Genomic DNA, 14,668 nt, shown 5'->3' with positions numbered 1-14,668 from the left:
TTTTGATCAAAAATAAGCCAAAACAAGACGGATAGTTACTCTATGGGTACATTGAAGAAATTAGGAAAGGTAGTAAAAGGCACAACCACTGTAGTAAAAGGTACCGCAAAAGTAGTAGTAGGAACAGCAAAAGTTACCACGAAGATAGTAAAAGGAACTGCAGAGTTTTTTGCCAACAGCTCCAATTCATCAGAACAGTTGCCCCAAAAGCCACAAGCCACTCCAAGCTCCTCAAATAATCTCCTTGCAGACACTGTAGCCTCTTCTTCCAGACCAATCCCCATCGACAGAAGCCCCTCCAATTTCTATAAAGAACAAATCATCCTCGCAGGTAAAACCGCAGCCGAACTCAAGATCATCTTATCTGGAACCAATGAGGCACACAAAAAAAACTACCAGTCACTTCTGGAGCAAAATATTGAATGTCTAGTGCCAACCGGAGAACCACTGCTTACGGTTCCTTATTCCACAAAACAACTGGATTCATGGACAAAACGCATGTTGCTTATTTCCATGGTTCTCAACGCCGCCACTAATCGCGAGCAACTCGTACAACGTTTGCTCGAGGCAAATATTAGCCAACACCTGCACCTTCAACCACCACACCCTCGGGATCGATCTTTGCTTGAAGCCTTGCTTGCCTCCACGTTCGTATCAATATTGGTGCTAAACATACAACCAAGTACTGCTGAGCACCTAAGAAAAATGACAGGCATTCTCTTCGCAGCGTGCAACGCTGGCCTGCTCACCGCGCCCCAAACCACGCAATATGTTTTAACAATAATGATACATTCTGATTTTGGTAGATGGATTAGCCCAAACCACCCAGAAAACCTGGCTGATAATGAATTACTCCATTTTTGGAATAACCTAGCCCCTTATACCCTACTAACACACGCTCTTTTTATGCCAGTATTTTTGCCGCAGCAAAATTCCCGACTACAGCCATTAAGCAACACAACTCATAAATTCATTGTAGATAAACTAGAGCGCCAAATAGTTCTGCTCGCTCAAAAAGCACAGCCTCGACTAGACCCAATAGATAGTTTGCAATTATCACATTGTTTAAACTATCTGCGTACTACTGCCTGGAGGCAAGCAGAGCTAACCCCACATTTTACTGAATTATTACAGGCCCCTAAACACTTAGCCGCTCTTGACGAAAAGCACCAAATGGATATTTTAATAACTTTTCTAGCCCAGAAAGAATGTAGTCCAGGTGAATGTGGACGCACAGAATGTAGTCGCGAAGGATGTATAATACCCTATGTCTTCAAGAGGCTAGATGCGCACAAGAGCACCACACATCAAGAACCGTTAAAACCATTAGAACTTATGCAAATTATGGGATTGAATGAGTTGGCGCTAAAATGTCAAATTGCCTTTATAAGCCAAATAGCCGCACAAGACACAGAATATGGACGTTTATTATTCATTGAATTTAACAGCGCGCATGCCACATCCACCCTTTCTGTAAACGAAAAAATCGCCTTAATTGAATACATACATGAAGAACATCCTAACCTGATGGATAAAACACAGTCCTTAACTCAAAAAATGACCGTCTATGCCGACAACCAAGAGGTAGATTTATTCTCAGGTACTGCTGTTCAAATCATACATAGAAATCAAGCCCCTAAAAGTATTAGGGATGAAGCCTGTGTTAACCTAGTTCACCAAATTGCCATGGGAAATATGGTAGCAGTGACACCAGTTATCGTAGGCACAACAGCAGGAGAGACTGATTTACAACGTTCTATTTATGCTTATCAATTTTTATTAGGTAATGACAGTCCAGATGCAGCATGCTTTAAAAGCTTATATGACCTTATTCTTTCTCAAGGACATATCCAGGATATACATGAAACTGTACCACTATGGAAGCCTCAAATATTAAGGTTACTTATAGCTTTTTATCAGCGTCCTGAGAATATTTTAGTGCCACAATTCAAGTTTAAGCGCTTGTTTATCGAGACACTTCAAAAACAAATGCTATTACTTATTCGCGATGAGCGATACAGTGAACTTACAACAGAACTACTTGATATTGCCGCACACTACGATCCTGAGCTCTTTAAATTGTTGGTACTGGGAATGGCTACACTTTCTGTGGAAGAGCAAATGCGCTGCCTTATTTATGTACCTCATGGCCCCTATAGTAATGTTTTATTCTATGTAGCTGCTCAGCATCCTGCATTATTCAAACCTGTAATCGAGAGCGTCTTACAACATCCTAATGCAGAACAAGTCAGTGCATTATTCAATCAAGAAACTCTACATGGAGAAACATCCTTAACTCTGGTTTCGTTATTGGGCTCCGAAGAGCAATTAAGCCAGTTAATTAAATTAGATGTAAACATCAATCAACTTGATACGAATCTTGATACCCTATTGCACCATGCAATCAAAGGCGGTAATACCTACTTAGCAAAAAAACTACTCGATAAAGATGCCGATATTAGTACCAAGAACTTACAGCAAATGCATGCCCTTGAAATAGCAATAGTGTACCAACCTCGGTTGATCACACCTATTTTATTCAGGCTTGCACGTTTGTCGCTAAAGGAGCAAACAGAATATCTGCTTAATCTCCCAGATGCATTCTATGATGTTGTTCTGGATGATTCTGAGCTAACTAATGTACTCATTACACTGAGCTCATTTAACCATGCTCCAGAATTAAACTATATGTTAACTGCTATGGGGCTCGATACGCATTTACAAAAACTAGGTACTCAGTATCTAAGTATGAAAGAAAAATCGCGTACAAACGTAAGATATACTGAGGCCGCTTCCGCAACGAAAACCCTATTAGTCGAATGCATGAAAGCTAAAATTACGCTTTTTCAAAACGATGCTGCTGACGATATCAAAATAAACGCATTTAAACAGCGCTATAATAACGCAATTGAAACGGCGAGAACCGTACTTTGTCATTATCGAGAATGGGGTAAATGGTTAGCCTGCGCAGCTCTACCTGTTTCCGTCGCCTTATATGGTTTAGGGTTATTTTCTTTCAAAACCAAATCAGAACAAGCGCTGGATGAGTTAAATCAACAAGTAATGCGATTGCACTAAAGCAAGCACATAAACGTAGGTCTAGCCATAAGCCCGACCTACATACTAAGATTCAAAATAAATATAAACTGGTTAATAGATTCATTTTGGGTAAATTCAACCAGAGGTCAGACCCTAGGCCCAACCTACATTTAAATTTTTCCAGAACAAACGCGGCGATTAATCCACCAAGCTAATAATAATGTAGATAAACCCCCTAAATAAACACTGGCATTTTTCCAGCTAGCGCCGGCCAATTGCAATGCATCAGGATTTTTCGCAATCGAGAATGGAATAGCGAGCAATACATCAATGATCGCCGAACCCGCAACTAAACCACAAGCAATCAAAGTGCCCTTTTGCTTTCTCGTAACCTGTTCTTCCTTATCTTTCTGAACGCGACGTAAATGCCGTTGTACAAATAAAGCAATCATCCCACCAATGAATAGTGGGAAGGAGGAGGAAAGAGGTAAATACATGCCTATCGCAACCCCAAGAATGGACAAATTGAGAATGCGTCTTATTTTAAAAATATGATTCAGTAAAATGATTACTAAAATGATCCCTGAACCGATAAACATCATATTCCAAGGCAATGAATTTTGAAACACTGCTTCAGTTATTGCAGCCATTAAGGCAGCTGTAGGTGCAGGTAAAGATTGGCTCACATCCATCCCTGGGTGTGGCATTACCCCCGCAATACCATAAACATTAAATAACAGCTGCATCACCGGTGGAATTACCAGCGCAGAAACCACAACCCCGAGTAAAAGCATAAGCTGTTGCTTCCAGGGCGTTGCGCCAACCAACTGCCCTACTTTTAAATCCTGAGTATTATCATTGGCAATAGCCGCAATCCCAGTAACTACCGAACCAATTATAATGGTAATCGCCTCGGCTGCTTGTATTTGCTGAGGGCTTAAGGGCAATGGTAGGAAATGATCGATGGCAACTAATAACAACCATGCAGCAAATAACATTCCTGAAATAACTACCGAGCTTCCTGGACTGGCAGTAACCCCTACCATTCCCGAAAAATAGGCCGTAATTACTGAAAAGAGAAAACCAATAAATAAGACATACAGTACGGCGAGAAATACTAGTGTGGGTGAATAATTGTTCTCTAAGCCCACTTGCGCTAAAGGGAGCACTAACTGGAAAAATAAAAACAAAATCGAAGCCATCACCCCGATCCCCATGAGTAGATAAGGAAGAGGGATGTCTTTGTCTGTGCGCGGAACTTGCGAATCCAGACGGCTTTTCGCTACAAAGGTACTAAAAGAGGTTTGAATGCTCTTTGACAGTGGCTTAACTAATTTCAGAAAAGTCCACATGCCAGCGAATAACATAGCTCCAATCCCCAGATAGCGCATTTCACTATTCCATAGGAATGAAGCGGCTTGCTCTGGATTGTAATGGGTTAAAAATTCAGGGTAAAAACGACTTACTATAGGTAGCGCCACTAACCAGGAAATAACGGCCCCCAAAAAGATGCTGATGGCCATATCATGCCCGACCAAATAACCCGCACCAATCATAGTTGCCGAGAAACCCGCCCCTACACCAAATAAGGAGCGCTTCACCACAAACCAATACCCCCAGCTGCTTGCAATAAGTTTAAAACCAGTTTGCAACAACTCAATCAGGCCGCCAATCGCGCCCCCCATCATGATGTCGCTAATTCCGGATTTTTCTACGGAAGATTTTAACACCTCTGCAATAGCACGTCCTTCAGGGAATTTTAAATTACGATCATTAACTAAAAGACGGCGCAAAGGAATTGAGAATAGAACACCAAGAACTCCCCCACTCACGGCAATAAAAAAGTTAGTCAGGTAATCAAAATGATTCCAATAACCAATAATAATCAAAGCGGGAATGGTATACACAATGCCACCAGCAACAGCTTCTCCAGCAGAGGCGGCTGTTTGCACGGCATTATTTTCCAAAATTGTGGAGTTTTTAAAGAAGCGTAAAATTCCCATGGAAATAATGGCAGCAGGAATTGATGCAGAAGTCAGAATCCCTAACTTCAAGGCCAAATAGGCATTGGACATGGCCAATAATACAGTCAATAGTATGGCCAAAATAATGACCCGAAAAGTTAACTCAGCTACTTTTTTATCAGCAGCAATAAAAGGTGTATCTCTCATCAAGACTTCCAAACTTTTTGTATTTCAGGTTTCAACATCGCTGAAATAGCAGATAAAGGAATTGAAACTATTTGTGGACCATAAACATAAGCCGCCACTTGATAGCTATCGAAAATGAGCTCAAGTCCTTTTGGTGAGAAAGACCAAACATGGTAATTCTCTGCGACGGGCTTAGTCCCTTCCTTAATCCATTTCGCATCAGAAATATTCTTTGCACTAATATCTTTACTACTCAGTTCAGAAATTGTTTTTAAATAATCTGCCCCGTTAACAAATAACTCAGCGAGTTCCACTTGGCGATTATTAACAAAATTCAATACAGCAGTAGTATTTAAGGGATGAGCCGCACCGCGATGATAAATAGAAACATTAAAACGAACACTTAACGCATTATTTTGTTCGTAAGGAATAGAGTAAGTAATATTTAGTCCACTTTTACCCGAGACATCTAATGCAATATTTTCATCTTCTGAGAGCTCACTAAAAAAACTTTTTTGTGTTTGCTCAATAAAATCTTTTACCACCATATTCACAGTGGCATCTTTAAAGCCCTGTGGGTATTTTACATCGATAATATAAGTCGATGTTTCTTTCTTAAATGATGCTGGAGTTACTGCATGAGCAGCAAAAGAAGAAGCAATAACTAACAGCGATAAAACGAATTTCAATTGGTTCATCATAATTTAGTTCCCAAATCATTCTTAGATATCCATTCACCAGCAATCATTGTTTGGTGAGGCAATGGATATGCAAAATAATAACACAGTGCCGCCCCTTCAGTAGCGGACCACAATACCAAATCTGCCGCCATACCAGGAGCAATCTGCCCTACATCTTGGTCTAAACCCAAAGCTTTTGCGGCTTGACTTGTCACTCCAGCCAACACCTCAGGAACAGATAAAGCAAAAAACTGGCAAGCCATACTCATCATCAATCTTAATGAGGCAGTTGGTGAAGAACCGGGATTGCAATCGCTAGCAATAGCCATCCCTACTCCCGCCTGGCGTAATAAATCTACCGGGGGTTTATGTTGTTCGCGTAAAAAATAATAGGCTCCAGGAAGTAATACCGCGACAGTATTAGACTTAGCCAATGCCTGTGCGCCTTTCTCATCCAAAAATTCAAGATGGTCACAAGATAAAGCCCCAAATTCGGCAGCAAGCTGACTTGCACCCAGATTAGATAATTGCTCTGCGTGGCATTTTATCGGTAAATTAAAGGCCTGAGCGGCACGAAAAATTTGTTCGGTTTGCACAAGCGAAAAAGCGATGGATTCACAAAAGACATCAACCGCATCAACTAAATTCGTCTCCACTAAAGCAGGAAGCATTTCCTGGCATAACAGATCAACATAAGCTTGGCTGTTTCCGACAAACTCAGGTCCGACTGTATGAGCCCCCAAAAAGGTTTTACGTACTCTCAAACCAGTCATTTCACCCAGTCGTTTCGCCACACGGAGCATTTTGAGCTCCGTAGGCAAATCTAAACCGTAGCCTGATTTAATTTCTAGCGTAGTCACCCCTTCGTTTTTTAACGCTAAAACTCGCGGTAACGATTGCTGAAGGAGCTCTTCCTCTGAGGCGGCGCGAGTTTGCTTTACCGTTGAGATTATTCCGCCACCGGCTTTAGCAATTTCTGCATAACTTACCCCAGCGAGTTTCATCTGAAACTCTGCCGCTCGATTTCCCGCAAAAACCAAATGCGTATGACAATCAATCAAGCCTGGTGTAATTAATTGCCCATGACAATCAACCCGCTCTTTCGTTTCGTTAAAGTGCGAGGGCAATTGAGCTTCAGGACCACACCAGGAAATAATGCCATCATTAATGGCGATTGCCTGTTGTGTCAATTGTGTGCCACAAGCATCAATAGTCGTTGCATTAACTAGTAATTTATCGCAAGCAGACATTAAAAATCCCAATGAAGAACTTGATGAGGGGCTTTAAGCCATGACACATGGTGGCTGGTGTCGTAAATGTCCCACTCTTTAGAAACATAGGTTTGGGCATCAACATCCAATAATAACCAGGTTAAAAATTCGGCAACAGTTTCTGGGGCCACTAAACGTCCCTTCTCTTTCAGACGTTTATAAAAATTACCTTGATCATGATCTGGATTTTCGTCACTGCGAGCAAGAACTTGCATGTTCGTATCAATAATTCCTGGCATGACACTCGCAAAGGCAACTGATTCTGATTCCTGGTGCCAACACTTAGACAACATGGCTAATGCGGCTTTTGAAACGCAATAAGCCCCCCAGCCTTTTATGGCAAAATAAGCAGCTCCGGAACCAATATTTAACACGCGCCCTTGGTTTAACTTGGCATATAACATTTGTGATAAATAGAGGGGGGCATTTAAATTCGTGTTTATGGCATTCTGCCATTCTTGAGTATCGATGTCTTTTAATAAGCCCAGGGGATATAAAATACCTGCATTATTAATCAATGCGGTAATTTGAGTGACCGAATCCAGGTGCGTTTTTATCGCTGCTAATCCCTCAGGAGTAGCAACATCGGCACAGAAATATTGAATGTTTGTCCCGGCAGCTGCTGTTTCCTTCAATAACTGCTCTCGACGACCAATGATTAATACATTTTTACCGCGTTTATCCAAGGATAAGGCTAAAGCTTTTCCTATACCACTTCCACCGCCAGTAATAATATACACAATATCCTCTGTATCCTCTATCTTAGGGTATTCAGATAATACCAGACATTAGGCGAAGTTGGCATATTTTAACCTGGTAAAGGCAAAATTTCTTTTTTTATAGCAAGTGCTATAGAATCAATAACTTTCAATAGATGTAGCTAATGGAGGGAGAATTTAATGTTTGAAAATCTGTCCAATTATCGGCATGCCGATCCGCTTTTATGGCAGGGTAGAAAAGATACTCCTAATGCAGAGCGTTTTTTTCAAAAAATAACCTTTCCCACCCAGCAAACCGATTTAATAAGTAAAGAGAAAAAAACCGTTTTTGTTGGTTTTGCTAGCGATGCTGGTGTGCGACGTAACCTAGGTAGGCCTGGGGCAAAGCTGGGCCCTGACCAAATAAAAACTCAATTGGCTAAACTCCCCTGCTCTAATAACAAAGTGTATGTCGACTTGGGAAATATTGTCTGTGAACAGGATGAGCTTGAATTAGCTCAAAACCAATTTGCTAGTTTGATTAATTTTTGCCATCAACAGGGACACCAAACGATTGCTTTAGGTGGAGGCCATGAAATTGCCTGGGCACATCATCAAGGCCTAGCGGCTAATTATACGCGGTTAGGGATTATTAATTTTGATGCACATTTTGATCTGCGCCCATACCCCAAGGAGCAGGTTGGAACCTCAGGAACTCCTTTCTCACAAATTGCCGCCTGGTGTGAAGAAAACCGGCGTAAATTTGATTATTGTTGTCTGGGCATACAGCAGATGGGTAATACGCCTTCCTTGTTTCGTCGGGCCGCAGAATTAAATGTACGCTATTTAACGGCGGAAGACATTTATGAGAAAAGTCTTGCCTGGCATTTGGCTTTTCTTGATGATTTCATGCTAAATTTGGACCATATTTATTTAACTATATGTCTTGATGTTTTAGCTGAATGTTTTGCCCCTGGAGTGAGTGCTCCACAGCCATTAGGGTTAACCCCTTGGCAAATCTTGCCACTCTTGAAATACATCATGCAAAGTGGCAAAGTAGTCAGCTTAGACATTGCAGAGCTTTCGCCGCCTTTAGATCAGGATCAAAAAACGGCCAGACTGGCAGCGCTTATTATCGCAGAATTGCTGCACACAATTTAAAGGAGTTATTTCATGAAGAAAACCATACTATGGAGTGCTTTAGCTACTCTAATCAGCACTCAAGTATATGCTGCGGATCCAACACCACCAGCAACTCCAGCTGCAGCCCCCCAACCAGCATCTAGTGCTGTTCCAGCAGCGCCTGCAGCTCCGATAACACCAGCCCCAACCCCAAGTGCGGTCATTGATTGTAATTATAAAATTCCTGCGCAAGTAAAAAGTGTTGAACAATCTGTGGTTTTAGCCTGGTCGGAAAAAGCAGTAATCCAATCATTTAGCTTTGATCCAAATACTTTAGATGCGCAGATGCAAAAATTACAAGTTTGTTTTACTGAACAAGGTTGGACTGGTTTTAGTACTGCTTTGCAAAAGTCAGGCAATCTCGAGGCGATTAAATCACAAAGTTTAACAGTCAGCAGTCATATTGATGGACAAGGGTTTATTACTGCTGCAAAAGATAACCAGTGGAAGGTCACTTTGCCTTTAGTAGTGGTATATCAGAATGAGAAAGAAAAGGTTAGTCAATTGTTGAGCGTTGATTTAACAGTGAATCGTAAACCTACGGGCGATCTGGGAATTACCCAAATGATTGCGACTCCCCGTGGTACAGTGACTACGAAAAAGCCTGTGCTGATAAATAATCCGGAAAATACAAACCTTGATACTCGCCCACCGGCTGAGAATACTCCTAATGCTCCGCAAAACCAGCCTGTTATAGGTAAGCCCCATTAATCAGGTCTAGTACCGCTGCGCTCCCGTATTACGACTGCGCCTAATACGGGCTACGTTCTTCAACGTAGTCCGTATTAGCGAAGCGCAAGGTTCTTTATTTAAAATGAACGCGGTTGTGAACGATTCACACCATTTTGATCTGAGTAAGCTAAGATGATGACTTTAGTACCAATCTTCATAAAGTTTTCATTTAACCATTTTGCCGCACTTGGGAACACGCGTACACAACCATGGCTTGATGGACGTTCTGGAACATCATAGGCTGCATGGATGGTGAATCCTTGATAGAAATACATGCAGTAAGGCATTTTAGCGCCGCCACGTGTATCTACCGGATATTCTCCTGAACGACAATTAAGACCTTGTTTGTTATAAACACGGAACACACCGGTTACTGTTCGGCAGGACTGACTTGAGTTTTCTTCACATGTATCAACCCCAGCAGAACCCGCTCCAGTTAATAAACGGTTACCGTCTTCATCATAAGCCGCCCAAGCAGATGCTTTAGGATCGAACACAAAACGCTTTTCACCAGTTGCTTTAATTTTCATTGGAAAATAGCTACGGCCACGTCTGTCTTTGGTGTAATGAATGGTTCGGTGCACATAACCTGCATCATCAGTAATTAAAGTAGATTCATCTAACTCTACGCAGGATGTTAACCCAAGGCATAACAGCAAACCTGCCCAAAATAACTTCTTCATTTAGATATTTTCTCCAAAAAATAAATGCCCTTCCCTGCTCAGGAAGGATTAACTTACATCAATTAACCCCAGCGTGGCGCTAAGGCTTGTTTCAGAACTCTATTCGATGTTCCGCGGATAAACCGCGGGGAAGTCGAATAGAGTTAACATCTTATTCACTTAACAGCAATCAAAATGCCTTTAAGCGTCTAACTTTCTGTATTTAATTCGCGAAGGTCTATTAGCAGCATCACCTAAACGGCGTTTTCTATCTGCTTCATAGTCACTGTAGTTTCCTTCAATAAAGACGACTTGTGAATCTCCTTCGAACGCCATGAAATGGGTACAAACTCGATCAAGGAACCATCTATCATGCGAAATGATCACAGCACAACCTGGGAAGTTTAACAAAGCCTCTTCCAGCGCGCGTAAGGTTTCAACATCCAAATCGTTACTGGGTTCGTCAAGTAGTAATACGTTACAACCACTCTTTAGCAATTTTGCTAAATGCACACGGTTGCGTTCTCCCCCAGAAAGTTGGGACATTTTCTTTTGCTGATCAGTGCCTTTAAAGTTAAAGCGCCCGACATAAGCACGCGAAGGCATTTGGAAACTGCCCACTTGCATAATATCGTGGCCATCAGAAATTTCTTCCCAAACGGATTTATTCGGATCTAATTCATCGCGAAGCTGGTCCACATAAGCCAGCTGCACTGTCTCACCAATACGAATAGTACCGCTATCAGGTTGCTCCTGACCAGTAATCATTTTCAAAAATGTTGACTTACCCGCACCATTTGGACCAATAATGCCCAAAACGCCGCCCTTGGGTAATTTAAAGTCAAACTTATCCATTAAGAGTCGATCACCAAATGCTTTAGTAATTTGCTCAGCTTCGAATACTAAATCACCTAACCGCTCACCGGGGGGAATATAAATTTCATTGGTTTCATTACGTTTTTGGAACTCTTTAGAGTTCATTTCTTCAAAACGTTGTAAGCGGGCTTTATTCTTGGCATGACGCCCTTTCGGAGAAGTACGCACCCACTCTAACTCAGACTTAATGGTTCGTTGGTGTGAATCTTCCTGTTTCTTTTCCATCTCTAAACGAGCTTCTTTTTGCTCTAGCCATGCCGTGTAATTGCCTTTGTAAGGAAAGCCTTCGCCACGGTCTAATTCCAAGATCCACTCAGCTGCATTATCCAAGAAATATCTATCATGCGTAATCGCAACCACAGTTCCAGGGAAGCCTTCTAAATAATGCTCTAACCAAGCTACTGACTCGGCATCCAAATGGTTGGTTGGCTCATCAAGAAGTAACATATCTGGGTTGGAAAGTAATAAACGGCATAAAGCAACACGACGACGCTCTCCCCCAGACAGATTGCGCACAACCGCATCCCATTCGGGTAGTCTTAATGCATCAGCTGCAATGTCGAGCTTTCTATCTAAGTCCCAGCCACCACCCGCTTCAATGACGTTTTGTAACTCGCCCTGTTCAGCCAGTAACTCATTCATTTCATCGTCGCTCATTGGCTCAGCAAAACGCATGCTGATTTCATCGAAGCGCACTAAATGCTGCTTCATTTCAGATACGCCCTCTTCCACAATGTCGCGAACCGTTTTATCTAAATCGAGCTGTGGTTCTTGCTCTAGGTATCCAATTTTAATCCCTGGTTGTGGTCTTGCCTCACCTTCAAACTGGGTATCAACTCCCGCCATAATACGTAACAGCGTTGACTTACCTGAACCGTTCAGACCCAGTACGCCAATCTTTGCCCCAGGGAAAAAACTTAATGAAATATCCTTTAAAATAAACCGCTGATTTTCAACAATTTTGCTGACACGGTTCATGGTAAAAATATATTGTGACATAAAAACTCCGCTTTACTTAACTCTATAAAAATTAGGTCCAGTCTAAAATAACTTTTCCAGATTGACCTGATGCCATAATTTGGAATGCATTTTGGTAGTCATCTACAGGGAAATGATGCGTGGTTACGGGTGAAATATCTAATCCACTTTGTAACATGGCGATCATTTTATACCAGGTTTCAAACATTTCGCGACCATAGATACCTTTAATAACTAACCCTTTAAAAATTACCTGGTTCCAGTCAATTGGGGTTTCTTGAGGTGGAATACCTAACATTGCAACATGACCACCATGAGTCATGGCTTTCATCATTTCATTTAAGGCTAAAGGGTTACCTGACATTTCCAAACCCACGTCAAAACCTTCGTTCATGCCGAGTTCTGCGACCACATCAGAAAGTTTTTCATACTTAACGTTGACCGCACGGGTAACCCCCATTTTACGCGCTAAGTCCAGGCGGTAATCATTCACATCGGTAATCACAACATGGCGTGCACCAATATGGCGAACAATTGCCGCAGCCATAATGCCAATAGGACCTGCCCCAGTAATTAAAACATCCTCACCCACAACATCAAAAGATAAAGCACAATGAGCGGCATTACCAAATGGGTCAAAAATCGATGCTTGATCGTCAGTAATATTGTCAGGAAGAACAATAACATTCGATGCAGGCAATGCTAAATATTCAGCAAAACACCCAGGACGGTTTACCCCCACACCTAAAGTGTTGCGACATAAGTGTCGTTTTCCTGCACGGCAATTACGGCAATAACCACAAGTAATATGCCCTTCACCAGAAACACGTTGCCCTACACTCAAACCTTGAACCTCTTGACCTAAAGCTACGATCTCGCCCACAAATTCATGGCCGACCGTCATAGGTACAGGAATAGTCGCTTGTGCCCAATCATCCCAAGAATAAATATGAATATCAGTGCCGCAAATCGCTGTTTTTCTAATTTTAATTAAAACATCATTAACGCCGTATTCGGGGACGGCTACCTCTTCCATCCAAATTCCAGGCTCTCGTTTCGCTTTAACTAATGATTTCATTTAATTACCTCAAAATAGTGAATTATTCTTCAGTCGCTATGGCGCGAAGACGCTCCAATATTATGTCCCTATTTATATAACCGAAAACTCTTTACCTACTGTTTCAAATGCAGCAATAGCTTTATCTAAATGGTGCAACTCATGTGCTGCAGACATTTGCGTACGAATACGTGCTAAACCTTTAGGTACCACTGGATAAGAAAAACCAACTACATAAATACCTAATTCCAACAGGCGATTGGCCATACGTCCGGCCAAACTCGCATCCCCTAACATCACAGGAATAATGGCATGCTCACCAGGTATTAACTCAAAGCCTAACTTTGACATTCCTTCACGGAAATATTGACTGTTACGCTTTAACTTTTCTGATAAATGACTGTCTTTCATTAAATTATCTAAAACCACACACGATGTATGTGCAATTACTGGCGCCAGAGTATTAGAAAATAAATAAGGTCTGGAACGCTGACGCAACCAATCAACAACCGTTGCATTTGCGGAAGTATATCCACCAGAAGCGCCGCCTAAAGCTTTGCCTAAGGTACCAGTAATAATATCAATGCGCTCACTAACGCCAAAATGCTCAGGAGTACCACGACCTGTTTTCCCCATAAAACCAACAGCATGCGAATCATCTACCATAACCATCGCATCATATTTATCTGCTAAATCACAAATAGCGGGTAGGTTGGCAAGAATACCATCCATAGAAAACACGCCATCAGTAGCAATCAAACGAAAACGCGCGCCTTTTGCGGCAATAAGCTGCTCTTCCAAGGCCTTCATGTCATTATTTGCATAACGATAACGCGCTGCTTTACACAAACGGACCCCATCAATAATGCTGGCATGGTTCAAGGCATCACTAATGATCGCATCTTCCTCACCTAATAAGGTTTCAAAAAGCCCCGTATTCGCATCAAAACAAGAAGAATATAATATAGTATCTTCTTTGCCTAAAAACTGACTGATTTTTTGTTCTAGTTGTTTGTGTGGCGTTTGTGTTCCACAAATGAACCGTACTGAAGCCATGCCATAACCGTATTGCTGGAGGGCTTTTTGCCCTTCGGCAATCAATTGAGGGTCATTGGCTAAACCTAAATAGTTGTTCGCACAAAGGTTAATTACTTCTTTATGATTTACGGTCACATCAGCCTGTTGTTGGCTATCGATGATACGCTCTGATTTGTAGAGTCCTTCACTTTTCAGCTGTTCTAATTCGCCTTGCAAAAAATCGCTAAATTGGTCAAGCACGGTTCTCTCCTATACATTAACTTAGAAACAACAGTTGCATCGCTCCGCCTCAAACAAAGAATACA

11 protein-coding genes are annotated in these 14,668 nt (G+C 41.8%); 3 read left to right on the top strand and 8 right to left on the bottom strand.

Annotation, left to right across the window (positions count from 1 at the left end; translation table 11 throughout):
• The first annotated feature begins 42 nt into the window (after nt 1-42).
• The gene (locus ACD661_RS00390; RefSeq protein ID WP_400185487.1) at nt 43-3,078 is read left to right on the top strand and encodes a hypothetical protein; all 3,036 of its coding nucleotides are present in this window, start codon (nt 43-45) and stop codon (nt 3,076-3,078) included.
• Between the two features lie 131 nt (nt 3,079-3,209).
• Here the strand turns inward: ACD661_RS00390 and ACD661_RS00385 are convergent, their stop codons facing one another.
• Genes ACD661_RS00385 through ACD661_RS00370 form a run of 4 tightly spaced genes read right to left on the bottom strand, consistent with a single transcriptional unit; the run spans nt 3,210 to nt 7,880 of the window.
• On the bottom strand, nt 3,210-5,210 hold the full coding sequence (locus tag ACD661_RS00385) for an OPT family oligopeptide transporter (RefSeq protein ID WP_400185485.1): 2,001 nt from the start codon (nt 5,208-5,210) through the stop codon (nt 3,210-3,212).
• On the bottom strand, nt 5,210-5,890 hold the full coding sequence (locus ACD661_RS00380) for an RsiV family protein (RefSeq protein ID WP_400185483.1): 681 nt from the start codon (nt 5,888-5,890) through the stop codon (nt 5,210-5,212). The genes ACD661_RS00385 and ACD661_RS00380 overlap by 1 nt, the downstream gene beginning before the upstream one ends.
• Nucleotides 5,887-7,119, bottom strand: coding sequence for an imidazolonepropionase (hutI, locus tag ACD661_RS00375; protein ID WP_400185481.1), 1,233 nt, complete (start codon nt 7,117-7,119; stop codon nt 5,887-5,889). Before hutI ends, ACD661_RS00380 begins: the two co-directional genes overlap by 4 nt.
• Nucleotides 7,119-7,880, bottom strand: a complete 762-nt coding sequence (locus ACD661_RS00370) for an SDR family NAD(P)-dependent oxidoreductase (protein WP_400185480.1) — start codon at nt 7,878-7,880, stop codon at nt 7,119-7,121. The genes hutI and ACD661_RS00370 overlap by 1 nt, the downstream gene beginning before the upstream one ends.
• 159 nt (nt 7,881-8,039) lie before the next feature.
• Between ACD661_RS00370 and hutG the strand changes: the two genes are divergently transcribed.
• Both hutG and ACD661_RS00360 read left to right on the top strand, forming a co-directional pair.
• Nucleotides 8,040-8,999, top strand: a complete 960-nt coding sequence (gene hutG, locus ACD661_RS00365) for a formimidoylglutamase (RefSeq protein WP_400185479.1) — start codon at nt 8,040-8,042, stop codon at nt 8,997-8,999.
• A gap of 12 nt (nt 9,000-9,011) precedes the next feature.
• The gene (locus tag ACD661_RS00360; protein ID WP_400185478.1) at nt 9,012-9,731 is read left to right on the top strand and encodes a DotI/IcmL family type IV secretion protein; all 720 of its coding nucleotides are present in this window, start codon (nt 9,012-9,014) and stop codon (nt 9,729-9,731) included.
• Between the two features lie 98 nt (nt 9,732-9,829).
• Here the strand turns inward: ACD661_RS00360 and ACD661_RS00355 are convergent, their stop codons facing one another.
• The 4 genes from ACD661_RS00355 to ACD661_RS00340 all read right to left on the bottom strand — a co-directional run bounded on the left by ACD661_RS00355 (nt 9,830) and on the right by ACD661_RS00340 (nt 14,603).
• Nucleotides 9,830-10,435 carry a L,D-transpeptidase gene (locus ACD661_RS00355; protein WP_400185476.1) on the bottom strand — a complete coding sequence of 202 codons (606 nt, stop codon included), beginning with the start codon at nt 10,433-10,435 and terminating at the stop codon, nt 9,830-9,832.
• Nucleotides 10,436-10,615: 180 nt separating this feature from the next.
• Complete coding sequence (ettA, locus tag ACD661_RS00350; RefSeq protein ID WP_400185474.1) at nt 10,616-12,289, bottom strand: energy-dependent translational throttle protein EttA; 1,674 nt, start codon at nt 12,287-12,289, stop codon at nt 10,616-10,618.
• A 31-nt stretch (nt 12,290-12,320) separates the two neighbouring features.
• Nucleotides 12,321-13,346, bottom strand: coding sequence for an L-threonine 3-dehydrogenase (tdh, locus tag ACD661_RS00345; RefSeq protein WP_400185473.1), 1,026 nt, complete (start codon nt 13,344-13,346; stop codon nt 12,321-12,323).
• Between the two features lie 72 nt (nt 13,347-13,418).
• Nucleotides 13,419-14,603 (bottom strand): glycine C-acetyltransferase, encoded by a 1,185-nt coding sequence (locus tag ACD661_RS00340; RefSeq protein ID WP_400185471.1) that lies wholly within the window; start codon nt 14,601-14,603, stop codon nt 13,419-13,421.
• Nucleotides 14,604-14,668 lie beyond the last annotated feature (65 nt).

This window comes from Legionella lytica (genome assembly GCF_044626755.1).
GTDB classification, from domain to species: domain Bacteria; phylum Pseudomonadota; class Gammaproteobacteria; order Legionellales; family Legionellaceae; genus Legionella; species Legionella lytica_A.
Note: the sequence above shows the minus strand (reverse complement) of the source record. Positions and strands in the feature narration are given on the sequence as shown.

Bases quoted from the DNA above. Each gene is read 5' to 3' on its own strand.
- ACD661_RS00355 (WP_400185476.1), bottom strand. From the start codon at position 10,435: ATGAAGAAGTTATTTTGGGCAGGTTTGCTGTTATGCCTTGGGTTAACA.
- ACD661_RS00390 (WP_400185487.1), top strand. From the start codon at position 43: ATGGGTACATTGAAGAAATTAGGAAAGGTAGTAAAAGGCACAACCACT.
- tdh (WP_400185473.1), bottom strand. From the start codon at position 13,346: ATGAAATCATTAGTTAAAGCGAAACGAGAGCCTGGAATTTGGATGGAA.
- ettA (WP_400185474.1), bottom strand. From the start codon at position 12,289: ATGTCACAATATATTTTTACCATGAACCGTGTCAGCAAAATTGTTGAA.
- hutI (WP_400185481.1), bottom strand. From the start codon at position 7,119: ATGTCTGCTTGCGATAAATTACTAGTTAATGCAACGACTATTGATGCT.
- ACD661_RS00380 (WP_400185483.1), bottom strand. From the start codon at position 5,890: ATGATGAACCAATTGAAATTCGTTTTATCGCTGTTAGTTATTGCTTCT.
- hutG (WP_400185479.1), top strand. From the start codon at position 8,040: ATGTTTGAAAATCTGTCCAATTATCGGCATGCCGATCCGCTTTTATGG.
- ACD661_RS00385 (WP_400185485.1), bottom strand. From the start codon at position 5,210: ATGAGAGATACACCTTTTATTGCTGCTGATAAAAAAGTAGCTGAGTTA.
- ACD661_RS00360 (WP_400185478.1), top strand. From the start codon at position 9,012: ATGAAGAAAACCATACTATGGAGTGCTTTAGCTACTCTAATCAGCACT.